Annotated in this window: 19 protein-coding genes; 8 read left to right on the top strand and 11 right to left on the bottom strand. The window is 39.2% G+C overall.

Annotated features, from left to right (window positions below; genetic code table 11):
* Positions 1-60 precede the first annotated feature (60 nt).
* From LQ227_RS21325 to LQ227_RS21285, 9 genes are all read right to left on the bottom strand, one after another.
* Complete coding sequence (locus LQ227_RS21325; protein ID WP_230146075.1) at positions 61-1002, bottom strand: ROK family protein; 942 nt, start codon at positions 1000-1002, stop codon at positions 61-63.
* A gap of 397 nt (positions 1003-1399) precedes the next feature.
* Complete coding sequence (locus tag LQ227_RS21320) at positions 1400-2326, bottom strand: sugar phosphate isomerase/epimerase (RefSeq protein WP_230151001.1); 927 nt, start codon at positions 2324-2326, stop codon at positions 1400-1402.
* 221 nt (positions 2327-2547) lie between these two features.
* A complete protein-coding gene (locus LQ227_RS21315; protein ID WP_230150999.1) occupies positions 2548-3588 on the bottom strand; it encodes an AAA family ATPase in 1041 nt (346 codons plus the stop codon).
* Positions 3589-3637: 49 nt separating this feature from the next.
* Positions 3638-4348, bottom strand: a complete 711-nt coding sequence (locus tag LQ227_RS21310; RefSeq protein ID WP_230150996.1) for an RNA ligase family protein — start codon at positions 4346-4348, stop codon at positions 3638-3640.
* A 274-nt stretch (positions 4349-4622) separates the two neighbouring features.
* On the bottom strand, positions 4623-5186 hold the full coding sequence (locus LQ227_RS21305) for a porin family protein (RefSeq protein WP_230150993.1): 564 nt from the start codon (positions 5184-5186) through the stop codon (positions 4623-4625).
* Between the two features lie 529 nt (positions 5187-5715).
* Entirely contained in the window at positions 5716-7092 is a 1377-nt protein-coding gene (locus tag LQ227_RS21300; RefSeq protein WP_230150990.1) for a trehalase family glycosidase, read from the bottom strand.
* Positions 7093-7096: 4 nt separating this feature from the next.
* Positions 7097-9082, bottom strand: coding sequence for a hypothetical protein (locus LQ227_RS21295; RefSeq protein ID WP_230150987.1), 1986 nt, complete (start codon positions 9080-9082; stop codon positions 7097-7099).
* Between the two features lie 63 nt (positions 9083-9145).
* Positions 9146-10801 carry a RagB/SusD family nutrient uptake outer membrane protein gene (locus LQ227_RS21290; protein WP_230150984.1) on the bottom strand — a complete coding sequence of 552 codons (1656 nt, stop codon included), beginning with the start codon at positions 10799-10801 and terminating at the stop codon, positions 9146-9148.
* Positions 10802-10812: 11 nt separating this feature from the next.
* A complete protein-coding gene (locus LQ227_RS21285; protein ID WP_230150981.1) occupies positions 10813-13896 on the bottom strand; it encodes a TonB-dependent receptor in 3084 nt (1027 codons plus the stop codon).
* Between the two features lie 336 nt (positions 13897-14232).
* On the opposite strand from LQ227_RS21285, the gene LQ227_RS21280 reads away from it, so the two are divergent.
* Both LQ227_RS21280 and LQ227_RS21275 read left to right on the top strand, forming a co-directional pair.
* On the top strand, positions 14233-15249 hold the full coding sequence (locus LQ227_RS21280; RefSeq protein ID WP_230150978.1) for a GntR family transcriptional regulator: 1017 nt from the start codon (positions 14233-14235) through the stop codon (positions 15247-15249).
* A 10-nt stretch (positions 15250-15259) separates the two neighbouring features.
* Positions 15260-16858, top strand: a complete 1599-nt coding sequence (locus LQ227_RS21275) for a solute:sodium symporter family transporter (RefSeq protein WP_230146085.1) — start codon at positions 15260-15262, stop codon at positions 16856-16858.
* A gap of 4 nt (positions 16859-16862) precedes the next feature.
* On the opposite strand, the gene LQ227_RS21270 is transcribed toward LQ227_RS21275, so the two are convergent.
* Entirely contained in the window at positions 16863-17831 is a 969-nt protein-coding gene (locus LQ227_RS21270; protein ID WP_230146086.1) for a GlxA family transcriptional regulator, read from the bottom strand.
* 188 nt (positions 17832-18019) lie between these two features.
* Here LQ227_RS21270 and LQ227_RS21265 point away from each other — a divergent pair, with 188 nt between their 5' ends.
* The gene (locus LQ227_RS21265) at positions 18020-18409 is read left to right on the top strand and encodes a VOC family protein (RefSeq protein WP_230150969.1); all 390 of its coding nucleotides are present in this window, start codon (positions 18020-18022) and stop codon (positions 18407-18409) included.
* Positions 18410-18572: 163 nt separating this feature from the next.
* Here the strand turns inward: LQ227_RS21265 and LQ227_RS21260 are convergent, their stop codons facing one another.
* Positions 18573-19022: an SRPBCC family protein gene (locus LQ227_RS21260; RefSeq protein WP_230150967.1), complete on the bottom strand. Its 450-nt coding sequence runs from the start codon at positions 19020-19022 to the stop codon at positions 18573-18575.
* Between the two features lie 340 nt (positions 19023-19362).
* Between LQ227_RS21260 and LQ227_RS21255 the strand changes: the two genes are divergently transcribed.
* The 5 genes from LQ227_RS21255 (at position 19363) to LQ227_RS21235 (ending at position 26445) form a co-directional block, all read left to right on the top strand.
* Positions 19363-20226, top strand: coding sequence for a chromate resistance protein ChrB domain-containing protein (locus tag LQ227_RS21255; protein WP_230150964.1), 864 nt, complete (start codon positions 19363-19365; stop codon positions 20224-20226).
* 59 nt (positions 20227-20285) lie between these two features.
* Entirely contained in the window at positions 20286-21467 is a 1182-nt protein-coding gene (locus tag LQ227_RS21250; RefSeq protein WP_230150962.1) for a chromate transporter, read from the top strand.
* Positions 21468-21476: 9 nt separating this feature from the next.
* Positions 21477-22016: a hypothetical protein gene (locus LQ227_RS21245; protein WP_230150959.1), complete on the top strand. Its 540-nt coding sequence runs from the start codon at positions 21477-21479 to the stop codon at positions 22014-22016.
* Positions 22017-22194: 178 nt separating this feature from the next.
* Positions 22195-23028, top strand: a complete 834-nt coding sequence (locus LQ227_RS21240) for a M57 family metalloprotease (protein WP_230150948.1) — start codon at positions 22195-22197, stop codon at positions 23026-23028.
* A gap of 429 nt (positions 23029-23457) precedes the next feature.
* Entirely contained in the window at positions 23458-26445 is a 2988-nt protein-coding gene (locus LQ227_RS21235) for a TonB-dependent receptor (protein WP_230150946.1), read from the top strand.
* Positions 26446-26449: the final 4 nt, after the last annotated feature.

Below are 26449 nucleotides of genomic sequence, written 5' to 3'. Positions count from 1 at the left end.
TTTTCGTTTCCTGTTGATCCGCTGAAAAGCATTCGAACTAGTGCTATTTTTTCTGAAAAATTATTCCGTTGCATAATCAAATGCCTTAAACTTTTGGAAAACATTTGCTGCACAGCCTAACAAACCAGCCTTGTTGCCCAGCTTGGCCGCAACAACCAATTCATTACCAGGTGTAATAGGGACCGCTAATGTTTTTATTCTTCTTTCTATCTCCCGGACATAGAAGGCACCTGATTCGCTTATGCCGCCACCAATTACAATTTTTTGCGGACTAAACACATTTATAAAACTAATAATGCCCGTAGCCAGGTAATCGAAATGCGATTCCATAGCTTCAACGGCGTATTCTTCTCTAGCCAGGTATTTTTCTACCATATATTTACCATCAATCTCTTCTGGTGAATTAGGGTTGATAGACTGATAATGGTTAAGCAGGGCAGATACCGACGCATAAGCTTCTAAACAACCGCGACCCCCGCAGGCACATGCAACCCCACGGTGTTGTACAACAATATGCCCTAACTCTGTACCTCTATTTCTAAATCCTCCATAAAGCTTGTTATCAATCATCACGGCGCCTCCAACTCCCGTGCCAACGGTAAGAAAAACCACATCGCTACAATCTTTGGCCGCCCCGTAAGTCATCTCTCCTAACCCCATTAAATTGGCATCATTATCCATTACAATATTATAACGTGTTACTTCTTGCAGAATTTCGCCTAAAGCCAATTGCTTAAACCCGGGTAAATTGTCGGCACCGGCAATAATCTTGTTGTTATAAATAGTCCCCGGAAAACCTATACCTACCCCCAGAATAGGGTTTTTAAATTTTTTAGCACAGGTATTGATCGCTTCCACAATAACTGCAATAATTGCACCCTGAGTTTTTGCATTCTTTAGCGATACAATAATGGAATATAAAATTTTGCCTTTTTGGTTTACTACTCCACATTTGAGTGAAGATCCACCCACATCAATTCCGATAGCATACGATTGTTCCATGTTGAAATTATTTAAAATAATCATATATAGAACCTAGTTTAAATCTTTTTTGCATTTCTTTTTTGGACATGTTTTTTTAATATCATTTTATATTCGAATCTAATATAGGCTAAAATTGAATCCGATAAGCCTTTGCCCGTTAGATTTCATCTCAAAACCTTTCAATATTGATTAAAAAGAGAAATATACACTTAACAGTAATCATTTTTAGGCAACACAGCCATAAACGTAATACTTTTAAGCGTGAGGAATGCAGCGAATAGCTAAACCCTTATTCAGTTTGGGGCACACGGCTACTAAATCTTCATCACTAAGCAGTTTTTTCCTACTATATTACATATTTCGCTTAAAAATAACCCACCGAGCTAGCTATAAGCAGTCTCCTTTTTTAGAAAAACTACAAATATCTTTTTCTCCAAACCTGCATCATAAATACATTTATTTCCCATTGATCGGCAACTGGGAGGTTGGTAAACGGAATGGTTGGCATATAACTGGGCGGGCCAAATTCGGTTAACATAGTGAGGATTTTACCTTGTTGTTTTTTAATGGCAACAACTTTGTCCCACCAGGCAAAATGTGCATCAACCGCTTGCCTCCATTCCAGCGCTCTCGGATCGCTTACCTGTGGTCCTTCTGCGTGGCCAACCCTGGAGTGAACATGATCGGTACGTGAAATGGCAAGTGCCACAGTTTCTGGTTGATCTTCGAGTAAACTTTCGCTCACATTGCACCAATGAGAAATATCGAGGGTTAACCTTAAATCAGGGTTTTTCTCTAAATATTGTAATGATGCCGGAGCTGAATAAAGCATACGCGACCGATGGGTTTCATGATAAATTGGAACTCCTGTTTCTTTGGCATACTGAACAGTAAAATCAATGAATTTTTTATTGTCCTGGTATTGAAAAAAATCCTTTCCGGAGTGAACATTTATATACAAAGGTTTTTGATACCGATGTTCAATAGCTTCTTTAAGTACTTTTTTAAAAGTTGCAAAGTGCGGCACCGGAAAGGCTTCATCTCCACGACAAAGGAAACCAACTTCTAATTGATATTTTTTTAACGCTTTAAATAACTCTTCTGCAATTTCTGGCGACCATAAGATTTCTATTCCATCATAGCCTGAATCTTTTGCCTTTTTGCAAAAATCAGTTACCGAGCCATTAAACCCCCAATAGGGCGCCATGATTTTTAGGGCGAAACCATTTGTCCATTTTTCAGATCCGGAAGAAGGTGTAGCATATGTTTCCATTGGTTTTAAAAATAAAGCTGATGTGAGTGCCATGCTACCACCAATAAAATCGCGCCGGTTATATTTCATATGATATGTTTTACGGATTGAAGTTACACATTTTTAGTTTTTAACGAATTTAGCTCATATTAAAAGGTGATTTCATTTATAAATCAATGGAAATAACAATTCAAAATACTTTTAAAAGCACAAAAAAGCCCTTCAGAATACACTGAAGGGCTACCTTAATTGGATGTTTTTCCAATGATTTTTAGCTTAGCTCGATTAATTACGAATTTAAAAAAACCTTGTTATCGAATCTGATAAACTACTTGATGCGCTTCCCATTGTACAGGCACTTCGAGTTTACGCGCTAGTTTATTAAGTATTCCTGCAGGAACAATAGCAGATCTATTTTTATTCTGAACGTGCAAATGTTGATAAGGCACTTCAATATAGATAATACTTACTTTTGCCTTGTAAATACCAAACAGATCAATTAATTGCATGCGCATCTGGCTCGTCGTATTGGTAGCATTCCAAACAAATGATTGCTGTTTTCGCAGATAAACCCTGGCTTGCTCTTTTGCTTCTTGTATTACCCTCCCATTACCTGCTCTATCCGTTGGAGATATTCCCTTTTCCTTACGGATACTGTCTAAAGAGATTATCGGCCAATCTGCGTAATGTGTTTTAATATAGGTGTCTTTTCCGGCACCAGGCAAACCACTCATCAAAATAACTTCCGTTACTGGCTCATCAAATGGGATGTAATCTAAATAAGCATCTTCATGTTGCATAAAATACATTTGCGCAGCATTTGATTTAAACCGATAGGAGTTTCCCCAGCATTCGTTTTCCTTACAAAATTCTTCGAAGCAAGCTATACGATATAACATCTCTTCCTGATCATCACAGATACGGCCAAGCATATCTGCTTTTGCCAATAAACATAACCATTGCAAATTAACTTCCATGCTTGCCTTAACTAAAACTTTCACAGGATCAGTTTTTTCGAATAACCAAATTGGCAAACCATGGTGCCTTACCAGCCCTACAATTTGTTCACGAATGGCAAAAGGCGTAGGTTCAACCTGATATAGTAATTGCCTTGCAAATTGAGCTCCTTTACGCGCATGTCCTTTTGAGGTAATGCTTCCGTCTGTTTCAAAAACAGTAGTGCTGTATTTTTCAACATCGTGCAATAAAGCAGCTGCCCATAAAATTTCCTGATCCTGTTCAGATAAATCTTTAAAAGCAGGTTCATTTTGCAAAGCTGTTAATACCATTTGCGTATGTATGGCCACATTGCCTTCTGCATGATAGCGTGAATCTTGTTGAACATCTGCCATGCGTTTTATCCAGTCAAAGCGAATTTCAAGATCCGCCCACTGTTTATTTTCACTTAATGTCCACATGCTTACCTCCTTCATTTATCAGTGATGCGCGTTTCCAGCTTCTGGTCCAATGCTCATCAGTTTTAACATGCCCCTTGCGTACGTATTTGAACACATTTTGGGCAAAATCATCAACAGCGTACCCATCAGCATTCCTGCTAACAATTCCTTCCATAGTAACCTGGGTTTTATCGTAAACATCATAGGTATCAAATTTACCTGGTGCCTTCACCAACTCGAGTATTTCTTTTTCGTACTGTTGTTGATTTTCTGGTTTTTGCTCTATTTTAATTACTGGGACAATTGGCAGATCTAACATAGTTGCATAAAACTCCGTTTCTTCCCAACTGAGCCAATGGTCGCCTTCGCGGATACCGAATACATAAAAATGATGTTCCAGCTTACGGTATTCAATAGAATGGATGGCATATAAGTTTTCTACGAAGATTTCTAAGTCTCCTAAATCATGTTTCGCAAGCTGCCAAAAACGCCTAAGACTTTCGGTCCATGGTGATGTTGTTGGAGCTGCATGCGAGCGGGCAAACACCCCGTGTTTAGACAGGCAATTATTCTCGCCATCAAGTTTTTCGGTGTGTATAAGTGTAGGGATTTTTTGTAAATATTCCCAATAGTCGTGCTGTATCCTGTCATCGCTGGTTGTTCCCGGCGAAAAAGGATAGTGATAAGTACGACCATATTTTTGTGAAATAGCCATATTGTAATAAGTAAAATAAAAAATAAATAGTAATTACTCCCTCCCCGGGTGGGAAAGGTCATTCAACATTATATGCAAATGATATTACATGACACAAGACTTAAATAGTTCGTTTGGCAACAAAAGTAATAAAACTAATTTAGTTTCTTAAATTAACGGAATGTTATTTAAGAAGTTAACAAAAAAAATCCATTTTTCTTTAGCGAAAAATGGATTTATATTCTTGCGGTATTCAAACTTACCAGTAAGAAGAATACAGAAGTTTAGAAGTGCCTTAAAACAATTTAAATCCGACAGATAAATTAAACAAACCGCTTTTTTCACCTAGTCCTTTATTAATTTTTGCAAGGCCCCTGCTGTATCTGGCATCAATACTGATGTTTCCAATATCTACGCCTGCATTGATCACTCCACCGAAATTAAGCTTTTTATAATCAAAGCCAACCGGCCCTTTTGCTTCGTTAAGGGTATAATTAACATCAGGCCCAGCAGAAACCCTAAAATTTAAGGCTTCGGTATCGATCAGTTTGTAGCCCACCATAAGTGGTAAATTAAGTTGGTTAAATTTTGGTGTATAAGTGTTAGCTGCATAAACATATGAACTCTTAAAGCTAACATAGTTCAATTCTGGTTGAAAATATAGCGATTTCCCAACCCGTGCAAATACCCCAAAATTATAACCTACCTTTCCTTTTTTATCTGTTATGGCATTTAAACTTGTTGGCAATGTTCCATAGTTTACACCGGCTTTTACACCAAATACAACGTCAGCATCTTGTGCTTTTGCCACTCCCGCTGTAATAACCATAACAGCAAATAATAAATAAAACCTGTTCATTTTCATACTTTTTTGTTTTTAAATAATTGAATATTTATTGTGTTTTGAAAGTATGACAACAACATTTGTATTTACCCCTACGCCCAATGTCATTTATTTTTTAGGAGAAAACAAAAAACATTTGTCATCCTGAGGGATAATTTATTGTATAAAAATCAATATTAATGACAGGAGAATTTAAAAAATTAAATCCCCTCAGATTATCGTCATTGCGAGAAGGCTTTTTCAGCCGACGAAGCAATCTTACAACTATCGCTAGTAGCGAGCGCTTTAAGATTATTCATTTTTGCAGTTGTTTTTTAAAGGCATTCATGAGCTCGCTTCGTTCGGTTGTCTTCGTGCCTCGCAATGACGACCCTTCTTAAAAGATCTGTCAATGATAGCCTGTCGAAGAACATTTTTTTGGGTTTTTGACCATAGAAAGGTCTTCGACAAGCTCAGACTGACAACGGCATAGCACTTAACTTAATCACATTGCCACGCCATTAAAAAAACAAATTAAACTTATGGTGGAAAAAGCTAGATGTTGTTAGGCTCTTTTAAATTTAACTGAGCTTCCCGGTTTTACCCAAACTGCTTTCTTCACAATGGTTTTTCCCTTATCATCTAAAAATTTAGGCTGCCAAAGAATTTTCTTTTGACCATTGTTACTTAGCGTCGTAGCAATATTACCCTCATGTTTTACCGTAACAGAAGTCATTAAAACTTGTAAATCTTTTAATTCGGAACTTGTTGTTTTTTTACCACGGTACAAAGTTGTGATCTGATCAAACCGGGCATCCGCTTCTATCCCCATTAACCCTTCTGTAAAACCTTTAATTACACCGAAAGAAACTTCGGGGTACTCCCTTCTGGTTGTTGCAGGATCGGTTAAGTGCAATAAATAACCGTAGGCTTTTTCTGACTGCCCGTTCTGGTACATAATTAAAGGAAAATACGACAGGTTTTCTACATTCCAGTTTTTCGATAATAGATGTTGAATGGTTTTTTCTTTGCGTTCACCGGCTTTTAAAGCATCGAACCAAAGTAGAAAAGTTTCCCCTTCATCCATACCAAATTTATGGTCGTTCGAATAAAAAGTATGGTATTGCGAAGCGCTGTCGTTCCACCACAAAGCATCGATACTTTTCTGATAAGCTTCAGCCTTTTCTTTAAACTGTTTTGCTTTATCGTGCTGCCCTTTTAGGTCGAGCATTGCTGCATACGACATTAGTCCCCTATAGATTGCGGCCACAAGATCGACCCCCATTTTAATATTGGGCACTCCCTCCGAATAAGAAGGTAAACCACGGCACCGATGAAATGAATCGTTGTTATTAAAAGGCACTGGAGCATTTGGATGCGTTGGCCTTTTAAGCAAAGAATCGGCCTGCAATACCCAACGGTTGATATATTCGGTTACTGATTTTTCGTGAAAGTTTTTAAAACCTGCGCCATTGATGTATTCAAGGTCGCCTGTCCATAAATATAATTTCCAACTGGCATTAAGCACATCAAAATTCGCATTCAGGTTATACCAAAATGCTGTATCATTGCGATAATCATCTTTAGCGGGTTTACCTAAATGATTTATTTCCCAATAAGAACACCAGTCTTTAGATTCGGATATATTGTTAACAAATAGCCTGAACATATTTTTATTTTCCTTATTCAAGCCCAATATCTCGCCACCAATGCTCTGGTGGGCTACATCGCGCATACAGAACGCCGATCGTGGCGGTAAAGCAGATTCGTACCAGGGACCAACCGGATCAGAAGGCTTGCCTTTATAACTTAATGCCATTTCTTTGGCCCTAACAAATGCGGTTTGCAAAGCGGCATCGGTTGATTTGAAAGTTACTCCGCCCTGGGCATAAACGCCGCAGCATAGGCAAAGAAAAATGTGTACAAAAAGGATTCTTTTCATGTGTTTAATATAAGTTAATTTCTACAGCCTGTTTTCCGCCCCAGTTGATTTCTTGTTTTTTGCCACTTTCCTGTTCTACCAAAATTTTGATCTTTCCTCCAATCTCGAAAACCGTAATACTGAAATCGCTATTAAATGCACGTATGTGTTTAAGCGACATTTGTTTCCAGCCTGCTGGAAGATAAGGGCACAACCGGAATGATTTAAAACCAGTAGGTTGTATCCCAAACAATCCTTCGGTTATGGCACGACAATATAATCCACTCTCAGCCGAAAGATGTCGTTGATCTCCTTCTGGCCAGGCTTCAACAGCATAAGGCACATGTTCTCCCAGCAAACGTTTGGCAGTATAGTATTTCAGGTATTTCATGGTGGTATCGGTCACACCCGCGTTGAACAAACCACGCACAGCGTACAAAAGCGAACGATCCCAGAATACTTTTGATCCCGATTCGCTCAACATCCCGTCCTTTGTCCACAGGTAATCAGACAAAAGCGCCTTGGCAGTCTGCTCTTTTCTGTCGTAAATACCCATTACCAGTGGCATTCCTATCCATGATCTAAGCTTATCGTTTCCATCGTAGTAACGGTAAGTATCGAATCCTTGCACCTTTGCTCCAAAATATTTCTCTATGGCTATTTTTAGTACTGATGCTTCTTTAAGCAAATTTGTTGAAGTTGTTTTATCGCCAAGACTTGCTGACAGGTCTGCAGCACTAATCAATGCGCCGTAAACCAGCGTATTGGTTGATAGGTTAATTTTACCCGCCGGAAACCTTCCTTCCAGCTCATCCGAATCGGAAGCAATTACCCCATCTGCACTTTTTTTCCTTCTTGAAAATTCCAGGCACCATGTTATCAGTGGCCACAATTGTCGGGCCTCGGCTGTATCTGCATAAGCCAGTGCAAACCTCGATGCACCATAAGCAATCATAGCCATATCACCGCGATCGCCCGCTCCATTCCATTTATCAGTTCCTTCTGCTATAATCGAACTAGGAATCGGTTTGTATTCGGGATTCATGTATTTGGCAAACAGCCGGAAACTGTTTTTAGCACTTTCATTCCCTGCAGCATTGCCCAAAAAAGGGAAAAACGGGTCCATGTATTCGGCCTGATCGTTTGCCCAGATTGCAGCGTAATAAGATCCACCACCCGGACCATGCATTAAACCATTTTTCGTATCAAAAATACTTTCAGAAGCTCTGATTTTGGAAAAAGCAAACATCTGGTTCAGGGTATCATCTGGTGTTTTCAGTACCAGTTGCTGCGTAATTTCGCTTACGAAATTCCGTCGTTTTAATGATTCGTATACTGAAGAAAAAGTATAAGGCTGGTCGGCTGTTTTCCGTGCCGAATAAACAATTGCATAGGTTTGTTCTTCTCCTGCTTTTAAAATAAACTTACCCGTCCCAAATATTTTTGTATTGAGCAGGTAAGTACCATAAACGCCTTTACTGCGTGCAGTACTATCTGTTTGATCAAACTCCGGAACAACAATTTCGACTGGTTTCAATCCCCTATTTTTAAATATCGTGTGTTCAATAAATGCCGGTTTATCGGTTGATGGGAAGAGCTCGCGAAGTACGTTCACATTTCCAATTTCAGACCTCACCTTTACCGAACCATTGATAGAAAAAGCCATGGGCTGTTCGTTCAAGGCTGCTCCGTCGATCAAAACAGGAGGTATTAACTGATCAAAATCTTTAATCAGGCTTCCACGGGTATCGTTTGGGATAATCCGCAGCATCGGGAATACGAGTTTTCTTTTTAAGACCAGGTTATTTTTATCGTTTACACCATAGGTAATTATGGCGGAAATTTGTTTCCCGCTCATTTCTATCTGATCGGTATGTTTGGTGTTTTTTTTAACAGTCCATTCGATGCCCCCGTTCTTTTGCAGGTGCCAGCGTAAATCCTGAGCGTTTACATCAAAACAATGCAGCAAAATTAAGATGAACGGTAAACATTTTATTGGGAAAGATTTCATATCAAAAAAGGAAAAAATGAAGTATGAACGTTTTGTCCACACTTCATTAAAAACAGCATTTAATTAATAATTTGGATTTTGCACAATGGCAGGGTTCTTTTGTATTTCACTTCTTGGTATTGGGTAGAAATAAAAACTTGGCACCCAGGTACGCTCCTGAACAGTCATTAATGCATAGGTAAAAGTACCGTTTGCCTGTTTGGTAATCGTTACACCTTTTGCATCTTCTGAACCTGTTTCTGCTATTCCCCATCTTCTGATATCAAAATAACGGTGTCCTTCAAAGCAAAGTTCTATCCTGCGTTCATGTCTTATCTGATCCATTAGTAATGCTCCAGACCCACTTACGGCCGGCATACCCGCTTTTTCAATTCTTATTTTATTCAGGTAATTTAGGGCCTCTCCCTCTTCGCCAAGCGCAGCACAGGCTTCGGCATAATTCAAATAGATTTCCGATAACCTGAAAACCACCCACTGGCTGGCATCGTAATCCTGAACGTTCCAATCGAAAGCCTCATTTACCATTTTTTTCACACAGTATCTGGTTTTCGAAGCATTCCACGGAGAATAAGGGCTTTGGGGAGAGTCGTCACCACCTTCAAAAAAGCTGGTTAAACGTCCTTTAAACTGCTGATTATTGGCCAAAATTGTTGCATAAAATCTTGGTTCTCTATTCAGATACGGATCTTTTGCCTGTTGAGGATTGCTCCAGCTAAATTTTGTACCATCGGCCATTTCAAAATCATCAACCATTTGTTGAACAACGTTATAAGCACTATAACCATTATAACCATTTGGGCTTAAATCTCTGCTCACGGTATTATAACGATCTGCTCTTACCAAGCCGCTGTATACCCTCGAAAAAATAATTTCAGAATTGAAAAAATCGAGATAGGTTTTATTATAGCTTCCGTTAGCTGCATTGCCGTATAAAGCATATTTAGGCGTAGTAAAATCTATTACAGCCTTGGCTGCCAGTTTTGCATCTTCCCATAATTTTTTGTCATTGCTTTTGTTGAAATACGGGCTCGCCGCATAAAGCAAAAGTCTCGATTTTAAGGCCAAAGCTGCGCCTACAGTGGCACGGCCTTTATCATTTGCACTTGCATAAACTGTTGGCAGGGTTTTTAAAGCTTCCGTTATCTCGGCAAGTATAAAATCCTTCGTTTCGCTCCATGTAGCTCTTTTTTCGTTAAAACTTTTGTCGTTCACATCGTAAACCTTAACAACAAGCGGTACGCCACCAAACCTTTTTAGGAGTTCGAAATAAGCCAAAGCACGTAAAAAGTGTACTTCACCTTTCATGGTTTTAACCGCATCGCCTCCTGCTGTTACCTGATCAATATTTGTGAAAAATATATTACTATAGCGGACAGAAGCATACATTTTGTTCCAATGGTTCAGCGATCCTGAACTTTGGTTATCAGGCGTGGCCTCCCCCCGTACATACAGGTTTTCATTTGTCCAGTTAAAGTTTCCATAAAGCTCATCAGTTTGCGCGCCCCAGCCTAGCCCACCATCCTGGTAAGCCAGCACCGTCTGATCGTAAATACTGTTTACAAAAACCTGAACCAGTTTTGGATCGGTCCACACATCCTTTTCTGAGTAAGCGTTTAAAGGCTGCAGCTCGAGCGCCTTTTTACATCCTCCGATTAGCAGCAGTGTACAGATGAGTAAAACTGTACTGTTTATTTTTAAATTATTGATGTTCAATTTCATGATATACTTTTTTAGAAGGTAATGTTTGCGCCAACATTGATCACACGCTGTTGTGGATAATACTGTCCTGAATTACTTGGGGTTTCTGGATCGAACGATGGCCCGAAACGATCGATAGAAAATAGATTTGTTCCGCTGATATAAAGTCTTACATTTTGCATTTTTATCTTTTCAATCAATGTTTTTGAAAAGGTATAACCCAGCTCCATGTTCTTCAACCTTGCAAAAGCCGCATTCCGTAACCACAGATCCGATTCAAGGGTATTTACACCGAATGTTCTGCCAGTTGGACCGCTAAAGTTTCTTGGATATTTATTATCTCCTGGGTTTTGCCATCTTTCTTCAAAAAATTCCTGAACCATATTTAAACCCGCTGGCGCCAGGTAAGATTTGGCCCTTGCCTGTCCTTGAAAGAAAACCGTAAAATCTATGTTTTTCCAGCTGGCGCCAAAAGAAGTACCAAACATAATCTCCGGTGTACGGGTAAGTGGCGTTCTCACTTTATCCAAATCATTAATTGCACCATCATTGTTTATATCCTTATATCTGATATCGCCAATACCCGTACCTGCCGGATGCGGCGTATTGTTAATTTCCTGTTGATTTTGATAAATACCATCACTCTGATGCAGGAACCACGAATCAATCGGGATATTGGTTTTGCGTTGATAATCCGGAATATTCGCGGCTTCATCCATAAAGATGACCTTATTCCTTGCGAAAGTGATATTACCCCTAACGTTGTATTTAAAAGAATCGCCAATAGTGTTGTGGTATAAAACCTCCATTTCTATTCCACGGTTTAATACTTTCCCCAGGTTTTCACTCGGCAGCGTTAAACCTGTGTATCCTGGAACAGATTCACTTCTGGTGATTAGAATATTAGAGCGCAACGATCTGAATACATCAATATTAACGCCTAACTTTCCTTTAAAAAACTGTGTTTCCAAACCAATATCGGTAGTATTGGCCAGCTCCCAGGTAATGTTCGGATTTGGGGTTGGACCCAATACCAGTGAAGAAACCTGCGAAGCGCCAGAACCCAAAGAATAGCCATAGCCGCTACCAAGCAAATAGGTTTGCAAATAGTTAAAGGCAGAAACGGCATCATTACCAGTCTTACCCCACGACGCCCTCAATTTCAGCTCGTTGATCACATCCGATTTGAAGAAATCTTCCTGCGAAATACGCCACCCTCCTGATACTCCCGGAAAAAAACCATAACGTTTTCCCTGTGGAAAATTCTGAGAACCATCATAACGCATGGTATAATCTAACAGGTACTTACCTTTATAATTGTAAGAAAACCGGCTGATGTAATTCACACGTGCGGCCTTTGCAGCGCTCGAATTGTTCTGTTGACCGATAAGGCTTCCTGCAAAAAGCTGATCTAAACTATTGCTGAGGAAATTTGACCTGTTGGCATTAATGATATCAGTATTGCCTTTAAAGCTTTCGAAAGCGACAAAAGCATCAAAAGTATGATCGTTGATTGTTTTTAAATAACCTAGTTTTAAGTTTAATAAACCTTGATTAATATCGCCGCGTTGCTCAAATAGCGATGGCGTAATCGAAGAAAGCACCTGGGTGTATCCCTTTGTTACAGGATTATAACGGAATGCCGGAGGTGGTGTTTTGGTAAACGATTTTGTTTTCGATATGGTTTTGTCAAACGCATAATATCCATCCACGAAAAGTCCCTTGGTCACCTTATCCAGCTTCCAGCTAAAAGATGCCTTAGTTTGCAGGTAATCAGTGGTGAATCTTTGGTACCCGGCCTCTCCAGAAGTAATGTAAACCATACTGTTATCCGGACCGCCTCCAATTCCCACACCAACAAGATCATTGTCGTATATTGGGGTAAGGTAAGGATAGGCTAGCCACAACTCTCTAAAAATTCCACCAGCATCATAGCCACGTTTGGCTGCATTGCGAAATTCGTTGCGATAACTCACATCTACACCCATTTTAAAATTATCGGTCACATTCACATCTACATTTGCCCTCGCCTGGTCTTGTGTATAATAAGCGGCATCGCGTTTATAGATACCATCTTGTTTCTGGTGCTGACCTGAAAAGAAATAACTCACTTTATCCGTTCCACCGCTAAGCGAAAGAATGTGGTTTTGCTGTAATGCACGTTTTTTCATTACCGCATCCCACCAGTTGTTGCTTGGATACGCGAGCGGGTCAGATCCGCTACGGAATTTTTCAATATCCTCTGCTTTCCAAGTTAATTGCTGCCCAACTAAAGCATCGTATTCATTTGTAGCCTGTGCATATTGGTAGGCGTTCAGCATTTCTGGTACACGCGTAGGCTGTGTTGTAGCCCAGTTGGTTCCAATCGAAAATACTGGCCGACCAGATTTACCTCTTTTTGTGGTAATGAGGATAACCCCATTTGCCGATCGAGCACCATAAATTGCAGCACTTGCATCTTTGATCACCGTAAAAGATTCGATATCAGCTGGGTTTAGCCTGGCGAAGCCGCCTGATCTGTCTGGAATCCCATCAATTACGACTAGGGCGCCCGTGCTTCCTAAAGTACTTTTTCCACGAACAAACACATCGGCATTATCATTGCCCGGTTCACCGCTTCTTGTATTTACAATAAGCCCTGGAACCTGGCCGGCAATAGAATTGGTAAGATTGGTTGAAGGTGATTTTGCCAGTTCAGCCCCACTTATTGTGGCAACGGCACCCGTTAAATTTGCCCGCTTCTTGGTACCATAACCTACCACCACTACGTCATTTAAGCCAGAACCTGATGTTTCTGCCAGCTGTACATCAATGTTGGTTTTATCACCTACAGTAATTTCCTGATCGGTATAGCCCACATAACTAAATATTAAAATGGCATTAGCCGGAACGCTTAATTTAAATCGTCCATCGGTATCTGTTTTTGTGCCTTGCTGGGTTCCTTTTACCCTAACCGAAGCCCCTGGCAATCCCAGTCCATTGTCTGTTACCCTGCCCGAAACCATTTGCTGAGCAAACGAGGGAACACAAACAGCAAAAAAGAGCAGTAATAAAATAAGCTTTTTCCAGAGCAGATCGGAATAGCCTAACTTTTGAAAAGTAAGTTTTAAGTTCATATTTGGTTTATTTTGGTTGGAAATAAAAAAGATAGTCAAGTTAATCTAGTCTATTCTGTTCTATTATGTTGTAAATATAAACGATCTTTTATTAGAATTGCAAAACTTATTTTCTGCTTTTTGTAAAAAACATGTTCAGCACCTGGCTGCCCCCAACAAAAAAAAGTCGATTTTGTGCCTTTATTGTTACAAAAACTATCTTTACAAATCACTACGCGAAAAATGAGATGTGGAATATTTTTTTTTCAATTGTTGATTAACTGAATTTTATTACCTTGTAAATTAAAAGGCAACTCATATTACAAACCTATAGACTAGTGTAGCCCAATCTACTTTATGATAACTATTTTCGAAAAAATACGGGAACTAGAAGAAATACCCTCCTATTCAAAACATGAGCAGTTCGTTCAGGGCTTTATTAATGCTATTGATGAAAGAATTATTTCTAAAGGAGAAGCGCTTCCTTCTATCAATGTGTTGATTAAAGAACTTGGTTTTGCCCGCGAAACGGTAATGAAAGGTTATCGCGAGTTGATTAGCCGTGGCATAGTGGAATCGAAAAAGCGTTTAGGGTATTTTGTGGCTAACGACGATACCGAACAAACCTTAAAGGTAGCGTTGCTGATGTACCTGATCGATTCCTTCCAGGAGCAATTTTACCGTAATTTCAGGAATGAACTTGGACCAAATGTACATATCGATGTTTTTTTTCATCACGGCAATATCACCATCTTCGAAACCATGCTGGATATGATCAAAGGAAAGTATGGAGTTTACGTCATTTCGCCAATTCCACATCCTAAAACCAAACACCTGTTAGATAGCCTGCCAAACAATAAACTCATCATGTTCGACCGCTACGAAGCCTTAAAAGGTGAATTTAATTATGTAACGCAGGAATTTGAGCAATCTACCTACCAAGTTTTGGCCGAACTTGCCGATACCATAAAAAAGTTCGATGAAATGATTTTCTTTCATGTCCCCGGTTCGTTAGATCCTGTCGAAATTATCAGGGCCTTTAAAAAATTCTCGAAAGATTTTGCCGTAAATACCCGGATAATAAATGAATATGAGCCTGGAAGTGTAGAAAAAGGCAAGGTTTACTTTACACTAAACAATTCCGAAATCTGGAAAATCCTGAAGGACTGCGAAGCAAAGCAGCTTCAGGTAGGAAAAGATATCGGAATCCTTTCGCATAATGATGAGGTTGTAAAAGAACTTATAGGTGGAGGCATTACCACTTATTCGGCCGATTTTTCGTTAATGGGCAAAAAAGTTGCACAGGCAGTGCTGAAAAAAGAAAAAATCCAGGAAATTATTCCAACAGTACTCATCAGAAGAAATTCTTTATAAGCTAAAGCACATGAATACTACGGCGCTCGTTACTTTTATAGTGGTAACCTTTCTGGTTGCATTGATTTCCTGGATCAAAACCCGAAAGCATAAAATCACGACTTCAGCCGGGCTTTTTCTGGCCAATCGCACCTTAAGTTTTACTGCTGTGGGAAGTGCATTATTTTTCACCAACATCAGTGCCGCCGAATTTGTAGGCAGCAGCGAATCGGTATACATCAACAATATGACGGTAATGGCCTGGGGTGTAAGTTCTGTATTTGCTATGTTATTGGTTTCAGAATTTGTGATTCCGGTTTATTTGAAGGGCGCCATGTCTACCACACCCGATTTTTTGGAAAGCCGGTACGATCCGCAAACCAAAAAACTTGTCTCCTTTCTTTTTTTGATCAGCTACCTCGTTAACCTCTTGCCTATTGTATTGTATAGTGGTGCAGTTGCGCTAAATGGCCTGTTTCATTTTTCCGATATCTGGAACATCAGTTATGGCAGCAGCATCTGGATTTTGGTTTGGTGCATCGGGCTTGTAGGCAGTTTATATTCTATATTGGGCGGCTTAAAAGCCATCGTTATTTCTGACCTGGTATTGGGTGCCTGTATGTTTACCGGTGCATTGTTACTGGCTTATTTTGGGGTGAGGCATGTAGGAAATGGAGATCTGCAACAGGGTATGCATACTATTCTTACCTCAAAAACCGAACACTTTAATTCAATAGGAAAAACAGGTGATGCCATTCCGTTTTCGACCATTTTTACCGGTATGATTTTAATGAACCTCTTTTATTGGGGTACGGAACAGGTAATTGTGCAACAGGCATTGGCTTCTTCTGATCTTAAAACCAGCCAGAAGGGAATTGCACTGGCCTGTGCGGGCAAACTTCTTGGCCCCTTATTATTTATGCTGCCGGGAATTATTGCTGTTCATATGTACAGCAACATGCAAAATACGACTGAAGTTTTTTCGAGGGTGGTAAGCGATGTATCGCCCCCTATACTCAGCGGTTTTATTGCTGCCGTTATTTTTGGCGCTGCCATTACCTCATTTTCTCCGGGACTGAACAGCGCCAGTACATTGTTTATCCTCAACATTTACAAACCAGCCAAAGAAAAGAAAGGAATTGTGGTTACCGAGGCCAAAATGTTAAAAACCTCGAAAAGATTTGAAATGTTTGCCTCCTTATTGGCCATGTTCATAGCGCCCTTATTTATATTTTCAAATGATAGCTTTTATACCTTCATGCAAAAGATAAATGCGGCATTCAGTATCCCCATCTTTACCATTATGTTTGTTGGCTTTGCAACCAAAAAAGTTCCGCCAATTGCCGCAAAAATAGGCCTGGGATTTTGCTTTGTAGCCTATATACTTACACAAATGGTATTTGATACCGGCATCCACTTCCTGCATGTACTGGCTATTCTTTTTGTTGTTACCACCGCCATTATGCTCATTATAGGAAGATTATACCCATTGGAAACTGCCTATGTAGCCCAGAACAAACAGGTTGTTGATTTAAAGCCCTGGAAAAACCGTTATTGGGTTAATGGACTCTTATTATTGATTATGGTTTTATTGTTTTTATTTTTCTCCCCTGCATATCTCGCTAAATGATGATTTAAGCCCTCGCATATTTTCGTTTGTACTCCATAGGCGAAAGCCCCGTAATGCGCTTAAAGATTTTCCTGAATGCTTTCAAATCGTTATAGCCTGTATCTTCCATAATAAATGGCAAATCTTTATGGTTCATTTCGATGGCTTTTTTTGCTGATTCTATTCGTACCCTTTGCAGATATTCGAATGGTGTATTATGGGTAGCGGCCTTAAACCGACGGATAAAATTACGCTTACTCATGTTAACCAGCCCGGATACCTCGTCCATCGCGATTTCGTTCTTATAGTTTTCTTCAATATACTGCTGGGCTTTCAAAATGTCTTTATCATCATGCTGATGCTGGCCGGTAAATACCTTAAAATGCGCCTGACTGGTTCGATCCATTTCAATGGCAAACATTTTACTGATCCACAGCGCAGCTTCGCGACCGCAAAATTTCTCGATCAGGTAGAGGATCAATTTAAGAGAAGAGAATGCTCCGCCACTGGTATAAACCCCGTCTTGATCAGTGGTTACCAAATCGCTTTTCATTCTTATTTTAGGGTAACGTTTCTGCATATCGGCTGCTACAGCCCAGTGTGAGGTTACTTCCTTACCATCAAGCAAACCCGCTTCTGCCAAAAAATAGCTGCCTACGCATAAACTGGCCACTTCTGTCCGACTGGCGTACATTTCTTTGATCCATTTAACAGCCGCTTGGTTTCGGCCCAACACGCCATCGTTACCAACACTAAATGATGGAATAATAATCAGATCAGCTTGTTGAATATCCTCATAATTTAACTGCTCAATATTGACGTTATTAAAGTGAAAGGGAATTTCGTGACCTTTCTCTGCAACCAAACTTAGCGCAAATACAGGCTTTTTACCAGCACGCTCCATATAACGGTTGGCACCACTCAATAAATCTACTACTCCGGTAACCGATGAAGGAACAGCCTCGTCGAAAATATAAAGGCAAACTTTTAACATGCTCAAATCGTTATTTTAATCCTAACTAAATTAAGCATTTTAGTTGTCACTTTCACGCCCTTAAGTTGTCATTTATGCCGCCTAAATGATATCGATAATCTATAGAGATTTGTAACAGATAAAACAACAGACGTATTATTGAGTGATGAGGCACTATAATTAAGAATCAATATCTAAATACTATAATTATGAAAACAAAAATCTGGGCCAATTTAGGCGTTAAAAATGTAGAGAAAAGCAGAGCCTTTTACAACAAACTAGGTTTTGAAAAAAATGCAGGACTCGAGAGCGATGAGCTGGCCAGCTTTTTATTTGGCGAGGATAATTTTGTGATACACTTTTTTAAGGAAGATAGTTTAAAAAAGGGCATGAAAGGCGAGTTAGCCGATTTGAGCAAGGGCAATGAAGTTATATTTACCATTTCGGCCGAAACAAAGGAAGAAGTAGATGACTGGGCCGTAAAAGTAAAAGATGCCGGCGGTTCAGTATTCTCGCCACCAGAGGAATTTCAAGGCATGTGCGGCTGCGCTTTCGCCGACCCTGATGGGCATAAGTTTAATATATTAAAATGGAAATAAGTATATAAAAGCGGCCGCTAACGCAGGCCGCTTTCTAGTTGATCTGACCTAGGAACACTATAAATAATTCTCCCGCGTTCCTTTTACTTCATATCCATGTCTCACCTTATTTAAGCCGTGAGATTAGCTGGAGTTATGTATTTCAAAAATATAATCCCTTTAATTAAGCATCTGGTATTTCTGGTTCGACCAGCTTGGCTAACTTTTCGAGCGATTCCTGCCAACCCAGGTAGCACATCTCAACAGGGATAGCTGAGGGAATTCCTTCCTGAGTAATTTTAATTTCGGTACCCACTAAAGTCTTTTTCAACCAAACTGAAGTAATCATTTCACCAGGCAGGTTTGGATCATCAAACTGATCGGTATACTTTAAAAACTCGTTTGGTGTTACTTCAAGGTATTTTCCGCCGAACGAATGACCATTAGCGGTAGAAAAATTCTGAAATGACATTTTAAAAGAACCTCCTAATGCTACTGTCATTTCGTGAACAGTACAAAGAAAGCCATATGGAGGTAACCATGAAGCGATTGCCAAAGGTTCAGTAAATGCACGATATACTTTTTCTGGCGATGCTTTTAAAACTCTGTGCAATGAAACGGTGTTGTTCGACATAAAATCATTTTTTAATTTCCTACTCTTAAGGCTTTTCGGTTTCGCCCGTTTTTGGAATGGTAGCTGCTCCATTAATTTATCTTTTTTTTATATCAATTCCTGACTATACAAAGATGGCATGTAAATTCGAGTTTGCCAGTGGTGATATACGACAATGTTGAAGGGGCTTTACGGCCTAACTTATGCTGTACCATGCCAGAAGGTCACTTAAAAACTTAGCTGTTTATTCCAAGTGAGCTAACCATTTTTTTGATGTAATAAACAAAAGTTTCACTTCACCGAATTATTGTTATTAAAATCAGGTACGATAGTTAACTTTGCATACTACTTCCCTATTAAAATGACAAAATGGATTACCCGTGAACATCCAAAAATTGACCGGATTGCCTGCCCCTGGCTAATCAGGCGTTTTATCGATCCCGATGCAGAAATTATTTATGTCCCCTCAGATCAGGTGATGATTAAAGCCAGGGAATTCGGAGCCATACCATTCGACATGCCAGATGTAGAATATACACATTACAATGATCAATGCACTTTTGATTATTTCATCAAAAAACATCAGTTAAAAGATTCTGCTCTCGACCGCATTGCGGCTATCGTTCGCGGTGCAGATACTGATCGCCATGACTTCGCACCACAGGCAGCAGGGCTAGAAGCTGTATTTTCGGGTTTAGCTTACCACAGTTCAAATGATCAGGAGTTACTGGCTTTAGGTATGCAGATTTATGATGGCCTGTATAGTTGGGCAAAACACCTTTACCACAAAACACATACACAGGCCGGACCAGTTGAACAAATGTTACTCGACATATACACCAGGTACCTTCGGGAAAATAAAGGAAAGAAAGCACCGGCCTGGGCGAATGAATTACGGGAAATGATACAGGATCAGATGGATACGAATATGTCTTTGAGTCTCCAGCAGGCTTCAGATGAATTGGAAATTAATCCAGCTTATTTATCCCGCGAGTTTTCCAAGTATTTTGATGATCTGTCTTTTGGAGATTATATAAGGAAGATGAGGATTGAAAAGGCTATGCTGTTGATAGAAACAACAACATACTCATTAACCGAGATTGCCTATCTTACCGGATTTTCAGACCAGAGCCACTTTAATCGAATCTTTAAGAAACAGACCGGAGAAAACCCGTCGTTTTACAGAAAAAAACACCAAAAAGGTAAAACGGATACAAATAGTTAAATCCGTACAATTATAGCGCCTTACGAATAAGCAATATTGTAATAAAATACAATTTGCTGATGAAAGAACAAACAGATAAAGCCAAACCGCTATACTCACTAACCGAAATTACAACGTATTTCCTAAAATTGGGCACTTGGGGCTTTGGCGGTCCCGTTGCGCTGGTGGGCTATATGCAGCGTGATCTGGTTGAACAGAAAGGCTGGCTGAGCGAGGAAGAATATAAAGAAGGGCTAGCGCTTGCGCAATTGGCGCCCGGGCCGCTTGCCGCGCAGTTGGGGATCTATATCGGCTTTGTACACTATGGCTTAATTGGCGCTACTTTAACAGGTTTAGCCTTTGTGCTGCCATCCTTCATCATGGTGGTTTTGCTTGGTATGGCCTACCAACAATATGGTGGGCTGGCATGGATGCAAGCAGTATTTTATGGTGTAGGCGCTGCCGTAATCGGTATCATTACCATGAGTGCTTATAAATTAACCATTAAATCAATCAGCAAATTGGAACTTGCTGCCATCAAATCCAAATGGCTTTTATGGGTGTTCTATATCATTGGAATCGTGATCACCGTTGTTACCGAAAAAGAGGAAATCTTACTTTTTCTAGCTTGCGGCATCTTATATATGCTTATTAAGGCCCCACCACAATGGGTTAAAAAGCCTTCAAATCTACACGCAGGAATATTGTTCAGTACTGGTTTTTGGCACTATGACAGCAAGACCTTACAAGATATTAGCTGGTTTTTCGTTAAGGCAGGAGCATTTGTATTTGGTAGCGGACTGGCCATTGTACCTTTCCTGCATGGTGGTGTGGTAAAGGAATTTGGTTGGTTAACGGAGGCTCAGTTCGTAGACTCGGTGGCAGTTGCCATGATCACACCTGGACCCGTAGTAATTACAGTAGGATTTATCGGTTATCTTGTCGCAGGGTTTCCAGGGGCCTGTGTTGCGGCGCTAGCTACTTTTCTGCCCTGCTACATTTTCACAGTAGCTTTAGCACCCTCTTTCAAAAAGGTTGCAAAAAATAATAGTGTTAAAACATTCGTTGAAGGAATTACTGCGGCTGTGATTGGCGCACTCGTTGGTTCAGTAATTGTGATCGGTATGCGTTCGATAAAAGACATTCCAACAGCATTAATCGCAGTAGCAGCTATACTTTCACTTATCTACATCAAAAAATTACAAGAGCCCTACATCATTGGTGTAGCGGCTGCGATAGGACTACTCATTAAATTCTTCTAATTTCTCATTATGCATAAAATTTCTACAAAATCGCCTATTAAGCACAGTATATTTCTACTTATTTTCACTACGTTCCTAAATTTATCAACAAAAGCGCAACAAACAGGTCAAAACCAAGCTTATCCGAAGATAACCGGTTATTTCAGCTTGCTTCACCCCATCGGTTCCTGGGATAAAAATGGATTCCACGATAACTTTTCGAATGCATATACACTTATATTTCCATTTGGAATAAACATTTTAAAGAGTGATAAATTCGGGGTCAGTTTCGAGATTGCCCCGGGTATCCGTACCGAAAATAATATTTCTAAGGTCAGTTCAGTATTATTTCATCCGGGGGCAATGTTCAGGTTCAAACATGGCTTTACTTTTATAGGTCGTGCAGCATTTGAAACCAATGGCCGTTATGGCTTTACACCGGTTTTGAACCAGGTTGTAAAAAAAGGAAAAGATGTGAGCCTGTATCTTGCATTGCCTTTCCCTGTAAGATTCGGCAACAATTTACCAGCATCACTATCCACGGGTTTACAGGTGGGTGTTAGTTTTTAAATAAGTGACGATACAAATGGATTGGATGTTTAAATGAAGACTTAAGGTTTAAAGCAACCCGTCGCGTAGTAGTAAAAACATAAATAGTCAGAAAAATATTGTAACTATTTGATTACATATAATTTGTTTATATATTAGATTCGTCTGATCAACACGATTAACCTAAACTAACTTAAACATGAAAAACACAAAATTTTTATCACTAACCATGGTATGCGCTTTATTTTTATGCATATCTTCTTGTAAGAAAAACAAAACTTCAGAAGAAACTGACAACAAAGCCGAAATATCAGCAAGTACTTTACAACAAATAAAAAGCTTAGGATTTAGCGTCGAAAATGCACGTAAAGTTGATAATGGTTACCTGGTAGAAGGCGACATCGTTCTAACAGATGCCAACTTAAATGAAAAGTCTTTAAGTCCTAATTTAAATATTGCTGAAACCGAGCAGTACCGCACAACAAATGTTGTTAAAGCACTACCACGTGTGATTACAATTTCAGTTACAAATTTACCACAGGTGTATAGCGATGCGGTTGACCTGATGATTTCAAGATACAACTCATTGGGCCTTCGCATGACTTTTCAAAGGGCAAGTACTGGCACTACAGGTAACATTGATGTATTTGGATTTAACGAAGGACCAAGTGGTGGTTACATCACTTTAGGCTCATCTGGTTTTCCTACTTCAAGCGGCGAACCATTTAATCAGGTTAAAATGAATACGAATGTTAATGCCTACGGAACTAATCCTAACTTATTATATGTAGCCTCAGTGCTGCAACATGAAGTTGGGCATTGTATAGGATTCCGTCATACAGACTATATGAACAGAGCATATAGCTGTGGAGGAAGACGTTCTAATGAAGGAGCAGCAGGAGTTGGCGCAATACAAATCCCAGGTACACCATCAAAAGCTGATGCAGAATCATTTATGCTGGCTTGCTCTAACGGAGGCGACCGTACATTTAATGCAAATGATGTAATTGCAATGAATTACCTTTATAAATAAACCAAATACAGATCAAATAAAAAAGTATAGATCAGATAAAAAAGAGGGAGCTGAAAAGTCTTCCTCTTTTTTTTTTTGAACTGAAAAGACTGGAAGAATATATTTTTTTTCGCTTTTAACAAAATAGCCCTTTAAAAAAACACAAACACGGAGCAAACACAAAAAACAATGTAATTCAGAAAAAAAATAGCCATTTTTTAAATAATAACATATGGCTCACTTCATTGTGTTAAATCTAATCCTTAATTCTGAACCTATTAATTAAAAATCCTTAACATTATTTTCAGTTGGCCCTACAATTCTTAATGATTTCTTAATTCTAACTGACAAAATCCATAATCGGGTTAAGGCATCTTTGTGGGAAATTCACAGGGCAAGAACAATCGTTTGTTTCTGTGAATGATCCAAAACAATCATAACCAATCATTCATGAAACAAAACTACAAAAAGACGTACTTGTCTTTGATTGGCAGATGGCAATGTCTTGTTGCAATGCTGCTTTTCATTTCATTAAACGCCCATGCTCAGAGCAGTAAAACAATAACAGGTAAAGTTGTTGATGAAACCAACCAGCCATTACCAGGCGTAACAGTTAAAATAAAAGGCAGCAATTTAGGAACATCAACAGATACCAATGGTGTTTATACCATTCAGGCAAAACCATCTGATATACTAACATTCTCTCTACTTGGAAGCTTAACCAAAGAAATTCTGGTTAATAACCAATCTAAAATAAATGTAGTCCTTGCTTCCGATAATCAAAACCTGAAAGATGTTGTGGTTATTGGCTATGGTACCGCTAACAAAAAAGATTTAACAGGTGCGGTAACTTCTGTAAAGTCAGAAGAATTTAATCAGGGCGTTTTGGTTAACCCAGCACAACTTTTACAAGGTAAAGTTGCGGGTTTAAACGTTACTAAAAGTGGCGATCCAAATGCTAAACCCTCTACTATTTTACGTGGTCCATCTACTTTAAGAGAAGGTGCTGCACAAGAGCCATTTTACGTTATCGACGGTGTTCCTGGCGCTTCAATTGATTTATTGGCTCCGGCCGATATAGAAAATATCGACATTTTAAAAGATGCATCTTCTACTGCGATTTATGGGTCAAGAGCCGCAAACGGCGTAATCATTGTAACCACAAAACGTTCTAAAAGCGGCCAATCTCGCTTAAATTATAGCGGTTATGCTGCCGTAGAGAAAGTTTCTAAAAAATATGATATGCTTTCAGCTCCTGAGTTGAGACAATACCTTGCAGATAATAAGCAAACTTTAAACGCTGTAGATGATGATGGTTCGGACACAAACTGGCAATCACTTTTGGAAAGAACAGGTTATTCTCAAAATCATAATCTTTCTTACGGCGGCGCTGGTCAAACATCAGATTATGGTGCAAGTGTGAATTACCTCGATAATAAAGGGATTCTTAAAAATACATCGCTAAAAAGAACAATTGTTCGCGCTTTCCTTAACGAGAAGTTTTTTAATGATAGGCTTAAACTGGGTTTAACCATAACTAACAGTAATTCAAAAAGTTCTGATGTATATCAATCACAGGCACTTCCCAATATGCTTTTCTATTTACCAACAGTAAATCCTTTTAATACTGATGGCAGCTATAAAGAGAACTACAACCGTACCGGAAGTGGAACAAGAAATCCATTATCAATTGTTGATAATAACGTTATCGATAACCTGAATAATAAAACGTTGATTAATGGTATGGCTCAGGTAAATATTATTGATGGGCTAAAGTTTACAGCCAGCGTTTCATCTCAAAGAGACCAAAATAACTACAGTACTTATTTAAATAGCCAATCCGGATTGGCCAGAGGCGTTAACGGGCAAGCGCAAAAAATTGATGTCCTAAACAAAAGCCAGGTTTTAGAGGGCTACTTTAACTATGATAAAACTTTTGGAAAACACAGTTTAAAATTGCTTGGTGGTTATTCATGGCAAGAAGATAGAACCAATGATGGTTTCGGCGTAACTACACAAAATTTTTCAAATGATAATTTAGGCTATAACAACCTGTTTTTATCTAACCCAAGTTTACTCTCCCAAATCACCTTTAACGATGCGCCAATATCTACTTTAAGGTTAATTTCATATTACGGTAGAGTTCAGTACAACTATAATGAGAAATATTTATTTCAGGCATCTTTAAGAGATGATGGTTCTTCCGCATTTGGAAAAAATAATCGCTGGGGCTTATTCCCTGCTGTTTCTGCGGGCTGGAGAATTATTAACGAAGATTTTATGCAGTCGGTTCCGGTGATTAGTGATCTAAAACTTCGCGCCGGTTATGGTGTATCCGGTAATAGTTTAGGTTTCAATGCTTTCTCTTCATTATTGATTTATGGAACACTTTCCGGAAGTAATAAATTTCTAAACAACGGTTCTATCAGTAATGCGATTGGGCCAGTGAGAAACCCGAATCCAGATTTAAAATGGGAAAGTACAGCAACAACCAATATAGGTTTAGATTTTGGTTTATTTAAAGGTAGAATTACAGGTTCGTTAGATTTCTACGTGAAACAAACATCAGATTTGATTTACGACCGCTACGAAGTATCTACAACACAGTTTTTCTTACCAACCATTACAGCCAACGTTGGTAAAATCAAAAATACAGGAGTAGAATTTTCATTAAATGCTACAGTTTTCCAAACAGCTAGTTTCAGATGGACAACCTCGCCAAATGTTGCGCACAATAAAAACGTAGTAGAAACCTTATCTGATGATTTCTATAAAATCGCAGCCATTCAAACAGCTCAGCTTGGTGGTAAAGGCCAGTCGGGCAATTTCAGTCAGTTAGTTCAGCCAGGTTATGCATTAGGTACTTTTAACCTTTGGAATTATGCAGGTAAAAATGCTGCAGGTGTAAGTACATACATCAATGCTGCCGGTCAAACTATTGCCACACAGCCTTTAACCACTGATGCAAAAATTGCTGGCAACGCCCAGCCTAAATTAATTTACGGATGGGTAAATAGTTTCAGCTATAAAAACTGGGATTTTAACTTTTTAATTAGAGGCGTTTTGGGCAATAAGATTTTGAATGCTACAAAAGCATCTTTAAATAATCCTGCCGATGCAAAACTCCAAAACATCCCGACCTTTACTCTGAGCGAATCGTTCAATGATATTAATGCATATCTGATTTCAGACCGTTTCCTTGAAAGTGGCTCATACTTGCGTTTGGATAACGCTACACTTGGCTATACGCTAAAGCCTAAAGCACCGGCCATCAAAGCCATTAGATTATATGTTACGGCAAATAACCTTTTTGTAATCACTAAATACAGTGGTTTAGACCCAGAAATCAACATCGGAGGATTAACACCGGGAATTGATAACAATAATTATTATCCAAAAACAAGAACCTTCAGTTTCGGTGCAAGTGCATCATTCTAAAAAA

Origin of the sequence: Pedobacter sp. Bi27 (assembly GCF_918698255.1) — a bacterium.
Lineage (GTDB): Bacteria > Bacteroidota > Bacteroidia > Sphingobacteriales > Sphingobacteriaceae > Pedobacter.
The sequence above is the reverse complement of the archived record's forward strand: the minus strand, read 5'-3'. Positions and strand labels throughout refer to the sequence as shown.